At 59.5% G+C, this 16,617-nt stretch carries 9 protein-coding genes; 6 read left to right on the forward strand and 3 right to left on the reverse strand.

The genetic code is table 11. From position 1 onward, the window contains the following. Positions 1–505: 505 nt before the first annotated feature. Positions 506–877: a type II secretion system protein gene (locus FJ398_17035; GenBank protein ID MBM3839637.1), complete on the forward strand. Its 372-nt coding sequence runs from the start codon at positions 506–508 to the stop codon at positions 875–877. 433 nt (positions 878–1,310) lie between these two features. Here the strand turns inward: FJ398_17035 and treS are convergent, their stop codons facing one another. After that, the gene (gene treS, locus FJ398_17040; GenBank protein MBM3839638.1) at positions 1,311–4,661 is read right to left on the reverse strand and encodes a maltose alpha-D-glucosyltransferase; all 3,351 of its coding nucleotides are present in this window, start codon (positions 4,659–4,661) and stop codon (positions 1,311–1,313) included. Positions 4,662–5,634: 973 nt separating this feature from the next. Here treS and FJ398_17045 point away from each other — a divergent pair. The 3 genes from FJ398_17045 to FJ398_17055 all read left to right on the forward strand — a co-directional run bounded on the left by FJ398_17045 (position 5,635) and on the right by FJ398_17055 (position 9,872). Then, positions 5,635–7,854: a bifunctional alpha,alpha-trehalose-phosphate synthase (UDP-forming)/trehalose-phosphatase gene (locus FJ398_17045; GenBank protein ID MBM3839639.1), complete on the forward strand. Its 2,220-nt coding sequence runs from the start codon at positions 5,635–5,637 to the stop codon at positions 7,852–7,854. Next, on the forward strand, positions 7,851–8,342 hold the full coding sequence (locus FJ398_17050) for a hypothetical protein (GenBank protein MBM3839640.1): 492 nt from the start codon (positions 7,851–7,853) through the stop codon (positions 8,340–8,342). The genes FJ398_17045 and FJ398_17050 overlap by 4 nt, the downstream gene beginning before the upstream one ends. Before the next feature lie 1,014 nt (positions 8,343–9,356). Next, the gene (locus FJ398_17055; GenBank protein MBM3839641.1) at positions 9,357–9,872 is read left to right on the forward strand and encodes a type II toxin-antitoxin system VapC family toxin; all 516 of its coding nucleotides are present in this window, start codon (positions 9,357–9,359) and stop codon (positions 9,870–9,872) included. A 189-nt stretch (positions 9,873–10,061) separates the two neighbouring features. On the opposite strand, the gene FJ398_17060 is transcribed toward FJ398_17055, so the two are convergent. Continuing rightward, positions 10,062–10,766, reverse strand: coding sequence for a TrkA family potassium uptake protein (locus tag FJ398_17060; GenBank protein MBM3839642.1), 705 nt, complete (start codon positions 10,764–10,766; stop codon positions 10,062–10,064). Between the two features lie 123 nt (positions 10,767–10,889). Next, positions 10,890–12,716: a hypothetical protein gene (locus FJ398_17065; protein ID MBM3839643.1), complete on the reverse strand. Its 1,827-nt coding sequence runs from the start codon at positions 12,714–12,716 to the stop codon at positions 10,890–10,892. Positions 12,717–13,619: 903 nt separating this feature from the next. Between FJ398_17065 and FJ398_17070 the strand changes: the two genes are divergently transcribed. Further along, on the forward strand, positions 13,620–14,930 hold the full coding sequence (locus tag FJ398_17070; protein MBM3839644.1) for a sodium:proton antiporter: 1,311 nt from the start codon (positions 13,620–13,622) through the stop codon (positions 14,928–14,930). Positions 14,931–15,274: 344 nt separating this feature from the next. After that, positions 15,275–16,303, forward strand: a complete 1,029-nt coding sequence (locus FJ398_17075; GenBank protein ID MBM3839645.1) for a C4-dicarboxylate ABC transporter substrate-binding protein — start codon at positions 15,275–15,277, stop codon at positions 16,301–16,303. The last annotated feature ends 314 nt before the right edge of the window (positions 16,304–16,617 follow it).

Genomic DNA, 16,617 nt, shown 5'->3' on the forward strand with positions numbered 1-16,617 from the left:
TACCCTCCGCGACAGGCTTCGCACAGCGCTCGCAGGCTCGCCCATCCGCGCCGACCGAATCGAGTTCACTTTGTTCGCCTCGACAGACGAACGGCGTTACGGACTGGCCGTTCTCGTTCCATTGCTCTCCACCCCGTGTTTCCACGACGCAGTTATGGTTCAATACCGCACGATTCTTCACCGCACAGAAGCGGACTTTCACCGCTTCGACCAATCGCCATCTCAGGCGCACGAGCGCGGGCAGCTTGCCCGCGAGTGTTTCAAACATCTTGCCGTACCACCGCGCGGGCAAGCTGCTCGCCCTCCTTGTTGAATTAACCGCCGCACTGATCCACGCTGAAGAAGTTAACCGCGAATGGACGCGAATAAACGCGAATGCGGGCACACCTGTGATCAACGACCGGGTCGCGGCGACGTCCCGGTGCTGCTCACTCCCTGAATTTGAACAGAGGACAACCGCGTGATAGAGTAACCGCGTGGTCTGAGGCTGGAGATTTCCGATTCAATGAGCGCAAATAGACTGATCAAACCTGGCTCGGCTGGCTTCACTTTGATCGAACTGCTGGTCGTCATCGCGGTGATTGCGATCCTGGCCACGCTGTTGCTCCCGGCGCTGCAGCAAGCGAAGTCCAAAGCCATTAACACCGTTTGCAAAAGCAATTTGCGGCAGCAAGGCCTGGTCTTGCTCATGTACGTGGACGACCACCGGCTTTTCCCCGGACGCGGAACCCTGTGCTGGTACGATGGCCACGTCGAATACGGCAAGCACAAGAAATGGACCGAAGCCTCGGAAACCGCGCGCCGGCGTTGGAACACCGACCACGAGCCGCATCCGGAAACGTGGGCCACGAACTCGGCGTCTGGGTCCGTTCGATAAACCGGCGCTGACTCGCCTCACGCAAAGGCCGCCAAAGGCCGCAAAGGAAGGCCGGTCTTGGCAGGCGGTCTATTACGACGGTTGTCCGTGTTCAACAGGAGCCAACCGAGATAGCAGAGGAAATGGTATCCCCGACTTACTGAAGACCCTGGGATAGGCGACAGCTCGACTGGAGAACCGTAGCGCAGGTTTTGAATCTGCCGTATCGCCGATTTGCAATCGGCTGGACACCGGCAAGTCCCAGCACGCTCGGACCGGGCGACAGTGCGCAGAATGCAATTCTGCGAGACGGCAGAGTGCAACTCTGCGCTACGAGCTTCGACGTCGATCCTACGGACCAAGCAGTAACGTGGGGCGAGGCTCCGGCCGAGCCAATACTATCGAAGAAAAGCTCCGCAGGAGCGTCGCCCCAGCGTCCAACACAAATCCGTGGTTACTCTCCCAGCAGTTGCAGAATCCCTTGCAGCGGGATGGCGACCCAGTCCGGACGGTGGTTCAGTTCGTAGCCCAACTCGTAAATCGCCTTCTCAATCAGGAACGCATCCAGAAGAATCTTCAACTCCACGGCCGTCTTCGGCAGGAACGAAGCGTTGCCCGCCGTCGCCAGGTAAGCTTTCAAATATCCGACGCTGACCCAGCGCTGCCAGAAGCGCGCCCATTCTTGAAACGAATCCAGTTTTCCCGCCGGCACGCTGCCGCGCTCCTTTTGCTGCAGCAAACCCGCGTGCGCCGCATAATGAAAGGAACGCAACATGCCCGCGACGTCCCGCAGGGGAGACCGCTTCAGCCGGCGTTCACCCACGGGCCGCGCCGGCTCGCCTTCGAAATCGATGATCACAAAATCCTTCCCGGTGTAGAGCACCTGGCCGAGGTGAAAGTCGCCGTGAAACCGGATGCGCTGCGTCGCGATCGGTTGCTCGAAGACCAGCCGCAACTTCTTCAAAATCGCCTCTTCGAGTCCCAACAGCCGTTGCGCGTCCGGCGCGCGGCCTTCCGGCAAATCCTTCAACCGCTTGCGCAGCAATTGCAGATTTTGCCGGACGTGATTGCGCATGGATTGAAATAGGGCGCGCTGGTAGTGCGGCGTAAACGGTTCCGGAGCGAAGTCTTTGTGTTCTGATTCCGAGGCCAGGACCGCGTGCAACTCGGCCGTTCGTTGCCCCAGGCGCCGCGCTGATTCGAGATACGTCCCGACGATCTCCGGAATGTTCGGCGGCACGTCCCGGGCGGCGAGGTTCAAGATCGAACAGTCCTCGAACCGAGGCGGGCTCGGCATGAAGGCCTGATACGTCATCACCCGGTCATAGTACCGGCTCAGCGCGTCCAGCGTGTATTCCCACGCGTCCTTGGCGCCGGCGATGAACTCGTTCAAGACTCCGATCGTAAGCGTCTCGTCGTCCGCGCGGAATTCGAGCGCCCCGCCGAACGGCGCGATGTGCCCAAATTCCTTTTCCGTCAGGAATCGTCCGAGCTCCAGATCCGGATTGAGGCCGCCTTCGAGTTTCCGAAACAGTTTCAGGATCAATCGATCTCCATAAATTACCGCCGAATTGGTCTGCTCGGATTTCCCGAGCGACGGTTCCAGCGGCGCCGCGTCCTCACCGCGCAATCGGCGCAACACCGCAGTGTGCGAAGCCACCAGCTCGCCGCGTTGGCCCCGAACGCTCCGGCGCCGGGAAATGAAGTCGAGCAGCGCGCGGCAAAATGTCGTGCTGCCCACGGCGTCGTACAAAATGCCGTCCTGGTTCAGGTCACCGACCTTCAACCGGCCTATCGCCAAGGAGCGCTGCGCTGCCTCGGCCTGACCTTCCGCCGCCCAGGCCAGCGGAAGCAAATAAGTGTCCGGGTCGCCCTGCACGTAGTCCACGTTCAACAGCGTGATCAAGGCCTTCTCTTCCGCGGCGGAAATCTCGAAGGCGTCCTGCACAGCGACGGACTTGATTTCCCTGGCTTTCGCGCCAAACCAGCGGCGCGCTTTCAAGTAGCCGGGCAGCGCCGCCTCCAGGCTCGCTCGCGCCGGCATTTGGGCGATTCCTTCCCACGCCCCCGCCACCGTCAACGAAAGCAGACTATCCGCCTGCGCCGTCTCCGTCGCGACCGTGGCGTGAATCGGACCTTTGCGTTCCAGCGAGAACCAATAAAACGCGTGCGGGCTGAGCGTCAGAACATACGGGGAATTGCCGATCACCGGGAACTCCGTCCGGCCAAAAAGCTCGACCGGCGCCATCTGGCTGAAGGCTGAAAGATCCAATTCCACCGGCTGAACGAAGCGGGAAAGATTGGCCACCACCAGCACGCACTCGTCTTGGAATCGCCGGACGAACGCCAAAATCTTCCGGTTCTCCGGGTGCAGAAACTCCAGAGAGCCTCGTCCAAACGCCTGCCATCTCTTCCGCAGCGCAAGCAGCCGTTTCATCCACCAGAGCAGCGAGTGCGGATTGCGCTGCTGCGCATCGACGTTCACCGCCTCGTAATGATTCTCCGGATCGAGATTGATCGGCAGATAAAGACTCTGTGGGCTGGCTTTCGAGAAGCCTGCGTTCCGATCTGAGCTCCATTGCATCGGCGTGCGGACGCCATTGCGGTCGCCCAGATAAATGTTGTCGCCCATGCCGATTTCGTCACCGTAGTAGAGCACGGGCGTTCCGGGCAGCGAGAACAGCAAACCGTTGAGCAATTCGATCCGCTTCCGGTCGTTGCCGAGCAAGGGCCCGAGCCGGCGGCGAATCCCGAGATTGATGCGGGCGCGTTGATCGCGGGCGTAAATGCGATACATGTAATCGCGCTCCTCGTCCGTGACCATCTCCAGCGTCAACTCGTCGTGGTTGCGCAAAAATAGCGCCCACTGGCTGGTCTCCGGAATCGGCGGCGTCTGCTCCAGAATATCGACAATCGGCACGCGATCTTCCATGCGGACGGCCATGAACAGGCGCGGCATGAGCGGGAAGTGAAACGCCATGTGGCATTCGTCGCCGCGGCCCGATCCGAAGTAAGCCACCGCGTCCTCCGGCCATTGGTTCGCCTCAGCCAGCAGCATGCGATCGCCGTACTTCTCATCGACGTGCCGGCGGAGTTTTTTCAGGAAGGCATGCGTCTCCGGCAAGTTTTCGCAGTTCGTGCCTTCGCGCTCATACAGATAAGGGACCGCGTCCAGCCGCAGTCCATCGACGCCCAGGTCCAGCCAGAAATCGAGGACGCGGATAATTTCGGTGTGGACGCGCGGATTGTCGTAATTGAGTTCGGGTTGATGCGAATAAAACCGGTGCCAGTAGTAAGCTTGAGCGACCGGATCCCAGCTCCAGTTGGACGTCTCGAAATCCTTGAAGATGATTCGCGCGTCTTTGTATCGGTCCGGCGTGTCGCTCCAGACATAGAAATCCCGCCAGCGGCTTCCGCGTTTGGCGCGGCGCGAGCGCTGGAACCAGGGGTGTTGGTCGGAGGTGTGATTGACGACCAACTCCGTGATCACGCGCAAGCCCCGTTCGTGCGCTTCGCGCAAAAAGTTTTTGAAATCCGCCAGCGTCCCGTAATCCGCATGAACCGAAGAGTAATCGGCGATGTCGTAGCCGTCGTCCCGCAGCGGCGAAGGATAAAACGGGAGCAGCCAGAGCGCGGTGACGCCGAGGTCCTGAAGGTAGCCCAGCTTTTCGGTCAGGCCTCGAAAATCACCTTTCCCGTCCCCGGCCGTGTCGTAAAAGGCGCGGACATGGACCTCGTAAATGATCCCGTTCTTGTACCAGAACCGGTCATCCGTGGGGCGGGACGGATCAGCATGCGCTTGCATAGGGTTAGATTTGCAGCAAGTCCCCGTGGAGGCAACGCCGGTAATCCGCGGTAATCTGGTAAGGAGGGATTCTACTCCGTCCCTGACTTTACTCGGCGATCGCAAGAACCATCTTGAACTTGCAGGGCGATGCCTTTTCTCATCGCACCTTCGGCATTCACCGCCTTTACCAAGGCGTCGGTTTTCGCTTCCAACACCCCTTGGACCAGTTCCAGCAGAGGTGCGTTACAAGCGTTTGTTCAGGATACGGCGAACTCGAATAAAACTCGGCAGATGCTGCTCTAGGACGGCGGGGTTCAATTCTCCCAGCATTCCGTACGATTTCCGCCCCTTCACATAAGCATTCGAGCACTCACGCGTAGCGTGGCTCAACCTGTCCTGAACGTCGTGCCGACATAACGCGGCTTTGATTCGTAGAAGCGTATTCAATCCCAACAGTCTCGTATAGTTCTCTCTGTTGCCTTCTGTCAAAGGGGCTTTCGAGAGGTATCCGTGGTTACCGGCCGGATTTCGAAAATCGAGAAATCGGAGAAAGAGCTTGCCTTGCGACCGCAAGCTCTTGCTACGCTTCAGCAGAATCGCAGATTCAGCTTCGCGAGTGTCCTCGCGAGGTCAAGGGTCCGGAAGCCGCCGTCTTCCGGAGGAACAAGAGATGGTCGGGCCGCCATCTGAGCGCGTCGCTCAGGGGGCGTGCCCTGCTTCGACCGGGGCCCCGTTGCGGAGGAGGACGCGATGAGAAATCTGGAACCCGGAACAATTCCAAAGTGAAAGAACAAAACTCCAGTCAAAGAGATTTGGAATTCAGATCCACCACGGATTCACACGGATTCACACGGATAAAACGGCCCTTGGGGATCGGTGTTCATCCGTGTCCATGCTCCAGGCACTCGCGGCGCCTTCGGCTCGACCGGCGAGGCGCCGGTCGAAACACGCGAGGGCGCGTGTGCTCCCCTTTTCCGTCGGACTCCATCCTATGCGTTTAGTCATCGTTTCCAATCGGCTCCCGTTCACGGTGTCGCTCAAAGACGGCGCGCCGCGCTTCAAGCACAGCGCCGGCGGATTGACCACCGGGCTGTGGAGTTATCTGGAGCGGCGAAGCGCGTCGGCGGAGCAGCCGGAATTTGTCTGGCTGGGCTGGCCCGGCGCGAGCATTGCGCCGGAGCATCAGGAAGCAGTCCGGGAGTACGGGGAACGCGAGTTCCGGGCCTCGCCGGTCTTCCTTTCCGAAGAAAGCATGGGCCGGTTTTATCTCGGCTTCTCGAACCGCACGCTGTGGCCGTTGTTCCACTATTTCCCGTCCCTGGTCCGATATGAGGAGGAGTACTGGGAGGAATACAAACGGGTGAACCAGGTTTTTTGCGACGCGCTGTTGAACATCCTGGGCCCGGAAGACGTCGTGTGGGTCCACGATTACCAGCTCATGCTGCTGCCCCGGCTGCTGCGGGAACGGTTGCCCGATTTGTCCATTGGCTTCTTCCTGCACATTCCGTTTCCCTCCTTCGAGGTGTTCCGCTTGCTGCCCGGCGTCTGGCGGACGGAAATTATCGAAGGGTTGCTGGGCAGCAGCTTGGTCGGCTTTCACACTCACGATTACACGCGGCACTTTCTGGGTTGCGTGCTGCGGACGGTCGGTTGCGAACATCAACTCGGCACCCTCACCCTGAGCGATCGCGTGGTGAAGGTCGATACGTTTCCCATGGGAATCGACTTCGAGAAGTTCGCCCAAGTTGCCCTCTCGCCCGAGACCGAAGAACGCGTGAGCAAGCTCCAGGAGAAATGCGCGGAGCAAAAAGTGATCTTCTCCGTGGACCGCCTCGACTACACCAAAGGCATCATCAACCGCCTCCGCGGCTACGATTTGTTTTTGAAACGCAACCCGCCATGGCATGGAAAAGTCGTATTCGTGCTGGCCGTCGCGCCGTCGCGCACGGAGATCAAGGCTTACCAGGCCATGAAACAAGAAATCGAAGAGGCCGTGGGCCGCATCACGGGCGCGTACGGAACGGTCCACTGGACGCCCCTGATCTATCAATATCGAAACCTCAGTTTTGATGAAATCGTGGCCATGTATCGGTTCTGCGACGTGGCGTTGATTACGCCGCTGCGCGACGGGATGAATCTCGTCGCCAAAGAATTCATCGCGTCGCGCCCGGATCAGACCGGCGTCCTGGTCTTGAGCGAAACCGCGGGCGCCGCAAAAGAAATGGGCGAAGCGATTGTCATCAATCCTTACTACAACGGCGAAATCGCCCAGGCGCTCGAGCAAGCCCTGGCCTTGCCGGCTTCCGAGCAAATCAAGCGCAACCAGCTCATGCAGGAAAGGCTCCGGCGCTACGACGTGAATCGATGGGCGGAGGACTTCATCCAGGCGTTGTTGGCTACCCAGCGACTCGAGGCGGCCCAGCGCGCGCGGTCCTTGATCGGCAAGGCGCGGTCCGCGCTGATTCAGCAATACCGCACCGCCTCGCGCCGGGCTTTGTTGCTGGATTACGACGGCACGCTCGTCCCGTTCGTCGGCGATCCCAGACTGGCGCGGCCGGATCCGGACCTGCTGGACCTGCTGACGGCGCTGGGAAGCGATTCGGCCAATGACCTGGCCATCGTGAGCGGCAGGCCGCGCGCCGATCTCGAAGAATGGTTCGGTCATTTGCCGCTGGCGCTGGTGGCCGAGCATGGCGTCTGGCTCCGGCCCAAAGGCGCGGACTGGCGGGCGCTGAAAGTCATCACGACGGTCTGGAAAACGCAGGTCCGCCCCATTCTGCAACTCTACGTGGATCGCTTGCCGGGGGCGTTGCTGGAGGAAAAGGAATTCTCGCTCGTGTGGCATTACCGCCGCGCCGACCCCGAACAAGCGTCGCAGCGGGCGAAAGAGTTGCTCGACGACCTGGCCGATTACACGCGGAACATCGACGTGCAAGTGCTCGAAGGCAACAAAGTCATCGAGGTCCGCAACACGGGCGTCACCAAAGGCACGGCGGCGACGGAATGGCTGGCCGGGATGACGGCGGATTTCATTCTGGCCATCGGCGATGATTGGACCGACGAAGATTTGTTTCGCGCTTTGCCGCCGCCGGCCTTTTCCGTGCGGATTGGCCTGGCGCAAACCGCGGCGCGCTATCATCTGAACAGCCATACGGCGGTGCGGCGTCTGTTGCGCGAATTGAGTGAAGTGACTCGCGAAGTTGCGCCATGAATCATTTGAATTATCCTCCCATCGAAAACCACGGAGTCATTGGCAACCTCCAAACGGTGGCCTTGGTCAGCACGGATGGCGCGATCGATTTCATGTGCTTTCCCTCCTTCGATTCCCCGTCCGTTTTCGCCGCGCTGCTGGATGGCGAGAAAGGAGGCCGATTTCAAATCGCACCGCTGATCGCGGAAGCGCGCCAAAAACAGCTTTATTTACCGGACTCGAATATTTTGCTGACGCGTTTTCTGTCCGCCGACGGCGTGGCGGAGATTTGCGATTTCATGCCGGTCGAGCCGCCCTGGCCCGGGCCCTGTCTGCTGCGGCAGGTCAAAGCCATCCGCGGCGATTTGCACTTTCGTCTGGTGTGCGCGCCGCGCTTCGACTACGCGCGCGCGACGCATTCGGTGGAATCGAAGAAAAACGAAGTCGTGTTTCGTTCGGCAGGACCGGACCGGCTCGCTCTCCGGCTGGCCAGCAGTGTGCCGCTGTGAGAAGGCTCTCGGTTACGCGAACCACCTGGGCCTTTACGCGGAGGAACTCGGTTCCTGTGGCGAGCACGTGGGGAATTTTCCTCAGGCATTCTCCCACCTGGCGCTTATCAGCGCCGCCTATAATCTGGACAAAAAATTGTCGGAACTCGGACCCAAAGACTAGCCAAAGAGATTTGGAAATTAACCACCGATGCACACGGATTTACACGGATAGGATGGAATTTCAAATCCGTGTCCATCGGTGTCCATCCGTGGTTAGAAATCTGAGAGATATTTTTACGAGATTTTCAAAGTCAGAGTCTGATGGCTGCCAAATCTGAAAACAAACTGGACGACTTGCTGGTGCCATTGCTGGCAAAACGCTGCGCGTCATCGTGCCGGTGATCGAGGCAGACTGTCACCCGGAAAGAGAAGATGGGCTAACGGAGGCTCTTGGTTTTCCGTTGTCCGTCTCTCCGTTCAAGGCACGCCTCAAGGATTGGTCAGGGACGGAGTGGAATCCGTCCCTACCAGCTAAACACGTAATCGGCGTCTCGCCGAGCTCCCCGAAACCAACTGAATCGTTACAACTGAGCTGCGCTCGTATTCAGCGGTTGCGGCCATGTTCGTGCTCAGTGCCGGCCTCCAGCGGACCGGCGGGGTCGCCACCGCGGGGCGCTGGCTGAGCCGGCTCAGCCGGTGGCCAAGCGTCTTGCTGATTGTGATGATGGGGAGCGTGGGATTGGTGTCAGCTTCGGTCCGGTCATGGTGCTGGCTGTGCTCTATTTGCTGACCGCGCTGCTGACGGAGTTCAAGAGCAACAGCGCGACGGCGGCATTGCGTTGAATTCGTCGCGATTTTCCAACTTTGAAACCTGTCCCCAATGCCGGTAGAGTAACACCATGAAGCGAAAGAAAGCGCACGTTGAAAAAGCGTCCGCCGGCACGGTGCTCGCCGCGCGGATGCGCGCCGAAGGCAACAAGTTGCCGGATGCGGAGCGCGAAAAACTCGGAGAGGAATTCCTGAAGCTCTACTATGGCGGCGACCACAAACCGGCCACAACTCGTCGCCGTTGATGCCAATGTTCTTTTCGACCTCGCCGACAACTTGGATGATGTCGTGGACGCGGTTTCCGTAATTCGTGAGCGCCTTCGCGAGTCGCGTTTTCTCATCCCTCCCACTGCCCAGCATGAATTGGCGAATTGGGCCTTGCGCGGCGACGGGCAAAAGCGGGAGTCCGCCCGCAAAGCAATCCGATTCAGCCACTCTTGGCACATTGTGCCCGTCAACCTCATTCCCGTGCGGCATGGGATTGCGGAACGCATCGCGGAGCGGATTCGTCAGCAAGGATTGATACCGGAGGAAGAGGTCAACGATTCTCTGGTGCTCGCAGAATCCGCGTTGCTCGGGTGTTCCATTCTGCTGACCAGCGATGAACATTTACGCGGGATTGATTTCGAGCGGCTGACGCTGGAGTTGCAGGCGTTTGATGTTCCCGCGCCTGTCATCGCGACGCCGGGCGAAATTGTGCGGAAATTCTTTCAGCGGTAAAGAATCTCTCCTCCACCGTGTCTGAACGTGTCAGTCCTCACTTTTGACACTTTCATTTCTTTGCCTCGACAGTAAGGCGATTGGATACGTGCGTCCTGCCCATCGCCGGTCAACGACAATTATTCTTCACTGCCAGCGACGATCAATTAATCCCTAGCGGAGCCGAAGGAGCTGGTGGGCGCGCTGGGTTCATTCGCGTTCATCCGTGGTTGCATTGCCGTATTCGCTCATGAAGTTGGCCAGATCCAGCACACTCCCGACCAACGCCAGCACGTCGTTGGAGTGAATGATCTCGTTGGGCATGGGGACGGGATTGATGCCCTTGAGCTGTCTTTCACCGCTCGCCGTGGTTTCCATCCGTTTGATCGCCACCAGATTGATGCGGAAACGTCGCCGCAGATTCAGCTCCCCCAGGCTCTTGCCCACGATTCCCGGCGGAGCGTTGACCTCGACAATGCTGAATCCTTCCGCCAATTCGAAGTAACTGGAGATGTTGGTAATCACCAACCGCTGCACCATCCAGCGGGCCGCTTCTTCCTCCGGATTCAGCACTTCGTTCGCGCCCACGGCCTTGAGGACGCGCCGATGATCCGGCGTCGTCGCGCGCGCGACGATTTTCTTGATGCCAAGCTGCTTGGCATGCACGACCACCAGGACCTGGGCCTCGAAATTCGCTCCAATCGCCGCCAGAAGCACGTCCACGTCTCCGATGCCGTGAGCGGCGAGCGCCTCTTCCTGGCTGGCGTCCAACCGCACCGCCAGCGCGACCTGGTCCTTGATGGCGTTGACGTGTTCCATGTCAATGTCCACGGCGATGACTTCGACGCCGTTTTGGGCCAACCCGACGGCGGCGGCGCGGCCAAATTCACCCAATCCAATGACAGCGCATTTCATGATTTGAGAATTCGATTCGTCGCCAAAGGCAATTTCCGAAAAGGTGACCGACGCCCAGCCGGGCGTCGTTGGCAAACCGGCAGGTTTGCCCCACCTTTTCGGAAATGGCTTTTGGCAATCACTCTATCCCACCACCACTTCTTCTTCGGGCAGATCGTAGGCCAAGCTTCGCCGGGACTGGATCACGGACAACACCAGCGAAATCGGCCCCACTCGCCCAACGAACATCGCGGCGCAGAGCACCAATTTGCTGGCCGGACTCAAGTCGGCGGTAATGCCCGTGGACAGCCCCACCGTGCTGAGGGCGGAGATGACCTCGAACGCTTGATCCCGCAGCTTCATTCCCGGATCGAACAGCGCCAAGAGAAAAATACCCAGGCCCGCCGCGATCACGTAAATCACAAACACGCTCAGCGCCGCGAACAAGGTCTTGGCTGGAATCGCCCGGCCAAACGCTTCCACGCGCTCGCGCCGGACGATCATCGCCCGCAGCGCCAGCAGCAGAATCCCGAAACTCACCGTCTTGATCCCGCCGCCGGTCGAAACCGGATTCGCCCCGACGACCATAAGCATCATCAGAAACACCAGGGTCGCGTCCCGCAATTCCTGGATCGGCACCGTGTTGAAGCCCGCGGTCCGCGGGGTCACCGATTGAAACGCGGCCATGAGCAAGCTGTCGCCGAGCGAGTGCTCCCGCAAAAGGTGATTGAACTCCAGCACCCAGAACACGACCAGTCCGACGGCCAGGAGCACCAGCATCACCGTTAACGACATCTTGGTTTGCACGCTCAGTCGGCCTGGAACTCGGCCCGCATGAAGCCGGCGGAAAAAGCCCAGGCGCCGGAAGAAAGGAGCGCGCGTAAAACGATAAGCGACCAGCTCCGAGAGGGTGAGAAACCCGAGCCCACCCAGGACGATCAGGAGCATGAAGGTGAAGTTCATCCCCACGTGCGATTGGTAAGGCACCAGGCTATCGGCTTGCAGCGCGAATCCGGCGTTGCAGAAGGCTGAGACCGAATGAAACACACTCCATTTGATTCGCGCCAGCGGGTCGGCATCGCCTGGGAAGAATTGATACAGCAAGCCAGCCCCCGCCAATTCGATCAAACCGGTCGCCAGGAGGATACCGAGAATTTGCCGCTTGAGATCCGACAAGGCGGGCGCATTGACCATTTGCTGAAACGCGACCATCTGAGGCACAGGCAAGGTCCGGGCGGAAAACACCGAGAGAAACGCGACAAACGTAATGATGCCCAACCCCCCGACCTGGAACAGAACCAGAATGATCATTTGCCCAAACAAGGAAAATTCGGAGCCGGTGTCGCGCACGGCCAGGCCGGTCACGCACGCGGCGCTGGTGGAGGTGAACAGCGCATCGATGACACTCATCGTCCGGTCCGGTCTGGCGCTTGCATTGGGCAGCAGCAGCAAAAGCGCTCCGATCAGAATGAGGACCGCGAACGAGCCGGCCAGCACCAACTCGGGCCGCACACCCTGGCTGATCAATCTTTGTGTCGCCCGGAGCAACTGAACGAGAACGGCACAGAGGAGAAACACTTTCACCAGGCTGAACGCCAGAGCACCGGTGGAATCCAAGTGAAGGAATCTCAGCAAACCCTGGAGAACCGCCGGCGAGAGCGACCAGACCAACGCGAGAAGCGCCAGAAACAACCCCAGGAGCAAATACTCGAACCGCCGCGCTCCGAGGACGCGCCGCCAGGTTCGCTGGAAGAGAGCGAGCGCCAGATCAGTGGCAAAGCCCAAGGCCAGCAGGAGTTCCAGCCAGTCCAGCACCTGGCTCACGAAAGAGCCGAGCGGAAAACCGTACTGGAAAATCAGGAAAAGCAAACCCAGCCCGCCCATGCGCCGGATCCACGGCGCCGGAAGGCCGTGAGGCGTGGGCGGCAAACTTCCGATCGCCGTCTTGGTTTGTTCAGGGCCGTCTTTCAACGCGGTTCAAGTTGATGAACTGCTGTGATTAAGTCGCTGACCATTTAGCCGTGACCATTCAATGGAACAGTGAATCGCCCTCACCCTCACCCTCTCCCCCAGGAGAGGGAACGCTCATTCCCCGCGCGAAAAAATGTCCCTGATCGGTGACTGAACCACAGGCGCAGCATAGCTTCTCCCTCTCCCTGGGGGAGAGGGCTGGGCGATTGTCGCTTCATACCGAATCGTTACGGCTTCGATCTGTCCGGATTGTGCCGCCGGGCCAAATCATAACACATTTCCGCGCGCGAAGGTTTCTTTTTCGCTCTAAGCCGCAACGATTCAGTTGGAACCGCTCCGGCCAAGTTTTGCGGGTGATTCCTTGCGATCCGTTCAGGACTGATCTGCGACCGTTCCGCCCGGCTGGTAGTCGGACGGTACAGGCAAGTTGCCTGTGCCACCGACAACATGTGGATGCACCGTTGCTCCCAGGGCTTTTGACAAAGTAGCGCAGATTTTCAATCTGCCGTATCGCCGAATTGCATTCGGCAGGGCGTAGAGAGATCCAAGCGCCCCCAACCCGCCGAGACCCTATGCGGATTGCAAATCCGCGATACAGCAGAATTCAATTCTGCGCTACTTTGTCAATGGCCCTGCCGTTGCTCCCTCCCTCCGAGAAAAGTGCTTGCCACCCGCCGGAGCCGTGTTGCTATCGTCCAGCGTCTCGCTGAGTTCCGTTTTGTGAGAATCGTCGTGAGGCGTCAAAGGGTCCGGAAGTCCCGCTTCCGGAGGTACGGAGATGGTCGGGCCGCCATCTAAGCGCGTCGTTTAGATGGCGGCCTTTGTCTTCGAACCGGGCCGGCGCCGCCGCTCACCGATGCAGCGCCTGAAGATTCTGGCTGAATGGTTCGGAATGTTTTGACCATGAACTGGACTGATGAATCTTTTTGGCTTCTGGCCGCGGTCGCGGTGGACCCGCATCCGGCGATGATCGCGCCCTTCGCGCTCCTGCTCTTGTCCATCGCCGTGATGCCGTTCCTGAATGCAAGTTGGTGGCATCATCATTACCCCAAAGTGGCGGTCGGATTCGGCGCCATCACGGTGATTTACTATTTGGTCGTGCTCAAGAACGGCGGTCGAATGCTCCATGTCGCGCACGAGTACGTGAGCTTCCTGGCCCTGATCGGCTCGCTCTTTGTCGTGGCGGGCGGCATCCACATCCGCGTTCAAGGCGAGGCCAAGCCGTGGGTGAACTGTCTCTTTCTGTTGATCGGCGCGGTGCTGGCCAATTTGATCGGCACGACCGGCGCATCGATGTTGCTCATCCGCCCCTGGATTCGGATGAACAAATACCGCATTACGGCGTTTCATGTCGTTTTCTTTATTTTCATCATCAGCAACGTGGGGGGGTGTCTGACGCCCATTGGCGACCCGCCGCTTTTCCTCGGGTACCTCAAAGGAATCCCGTTCTGGTGGACGCTGCAAAAGTGCTGGCCGGCCTGGGCGCTGACGCTCGCGCTCTTGATCGTCATCTTCTACGTCCTGGACCGCCGCAATTTCCTGCGCGCGCCGCGAGAGATCCGGGAAAGCGAGACGGCGCACGGAGTCTGGAAGATCGACGGTTTGAGGAATCTCGGATTCCTCGCGATCATCCTGGGAGCCGTGTTCATCGAACATCCGGTGGGACTCCGAGAAATCCTGATGATCGGGGCGGCGGTCGGATCCTATCTCCTGACGCCCAGGCCGATTCACGAGGCGAATGATTTCAACTTTCATCCTATCCGCGAGGTGGCCTGGCTGTTTTTGGGCATCTTTGCGACGATGGGTCCGGCGCTGGACTATCTGGAACTTCACGCCGGCGAACTGGGCCTGGACTCCGCCTTGAAGTTCTACTGGCTGACCGGCGCCCTCTCCGGCGTGCTGGACAATGCGCCGACTTACCTGACATTTCTGGCCGCCGCAATGGGGCGCCAGCAGTTGAGCCTGAACGATGCCGTGCAAGTGAAACAATTCGCGGAGGCACATGGACTCGAACTCCTGGCCATCTCGCTGGCCGCCGTGTTCTTCGGCGCGATGACTTACATCGGCAACGGTCCGAATTTCATGGTCAAGAGCATCTCCGAACAGGCGAAGGTGAAAACGCCAGACTTCTTCAGTTACCTCTGGCGCTTTGCGCTGCCGATTCTCATCCCCGTATGCGGGCTTGTGGCCGCCCTCTTTCTTTGGCGAAGGTGATCTGGGTTGAAACGGGTTCTTGTTCCGTTTCGGCTGTCCGACCAGGATGAAGATTCAGGGTTCGCTCATGGTTTCGCAACCCTGGGCTTTGGGGCAGAATCCCGTTGGGATTTTAGCCAGGAGAGTTGTACAGTGGAGACATCAGCCGAACCCACTTCAGAAGCCTTCGGCGCGCTGCGGCTGGGTCTGCGACCACAGCCGTGCTCCTTGGTTGCGGCTTTCCGCGGGGTGTTGATTGGCGTCCATTGGCGGTTCAATGCAAGTAAGCGATCCATTGAGGAAAGCTGCGGAATCTCACGGGTTGCGGAGGAGCGCACGGCGGTTTATTAGTGAAAGTCAAAGCTGTGAAAGCCTCGTTCATCGCCTGCGTTAGCCTGTGGGTTTGCCTCCATGTCTTCACGAACTCCGCCAGCGCCTCAACGCGAGTGCGCCTGGGCACGCTCGCCCCCAAGGGATCGTCCTCCTACAAACATCTGTTGGCCATGGGAGACAAATGGCGCCGGGCCCCTGGCGGGGGCGCGACGCTGACGATCTACGCCGACGGCACTATGGGCGGCGAAGCGGACATGGTGCGGCGCATGCGCATCGGACAGCTCCAGGCCGGCATGCTCACGACGGTGGGCCTTAGCGAGATCGAGCCCGCCGTGAGCGGCCTGCAAAACTTGCCGATGATGTTTCGCTCTCTCGAAGAGGTCGATTACATCGGCGAGAAACTCCAGCCGATGCTGGAGGACCGGCTCGAGAAAAAAGGATTCATTGTTCTCTTCTGGGGCGATGCCGGCTGGGTCCGGTTCTTCTCCAAAGATCCGGTGATCCGCCCGGAGGATCTGAAACGCACCAAGCTCTTTGTTTGGGCGGGCGATCCGGAAACCGTCGAGATTTACAAGGCCGCCGGATTCAACCCGGTCCCGCTCGAAACTGTGGACATCCTGCCCAACCTCCAGACCGGTTTGATCAACGCCGTGCCCGCGCCGCCGTTCGTGGCCCTGGCGACGCAGATCGAAAAACCCGCGCCCCACATGCTGGAGTTGAATTGGGCCCCGCTGGTCGGCGCAACCGTCGTGACCAAGAAAACCTGGGACGCGATCCCCGCCGCCAGCAAGCAGACCCTGATCCAGGCTGCGCGAGAAGCCGGCGATCTCGTGAAAGCAGACAACCGCCGTGAGAGCGCCGAATCCGTCGAAGCCATGAAAAAGCGCGGGCTGAAGGTTCACCCGGTCCCGCGCGAAATCGAGGCGGAATGGCGGAAAGCCACGGAAGCTTTCTATCCTCAGATTCGAGGTTCTATCGTCCCGCCGGACATTTTTGACGAAGTCGTCCGGTTGCTCCAGGAGTACCGGGCGACAGTGCAGACGACCGCGCAGAATTACTGACGAGACTGCGGGATTGAACGACAGCCCGGCGCACGTAGTCCCGGCTTTAGCCGGCTATAAGCCGGTCCCGGGCCGGCTAAAGGCGGGACTACGAACCTGCCGCGTGTCGCCTATCCCACGGTCTCCTCGGAAGCTCAACTCGTTGTTCGTGCTCACAGACCCTTAGTGGTCCATTTCATAAATACGCTCACGTTCGCGGCAAGGGATTTTTCGGCCAGACGAGGCGCGAGCGACGAGCATATCCCGAAGTGGATCTGTAAGGAGCAAGCAACGAAGTCTGGCGAAAAAGAACTGCCGCCCTTCGGGTTGCGCCG

This window comes from Verrucomicrobiota bacterium, from assembly GCA_016871535.1.
Lineage (GTDB): Bacteria > Verrucomicrobiota > Verrucomicrobiia > Limisphaerales > SIBE01 > VHCZ01.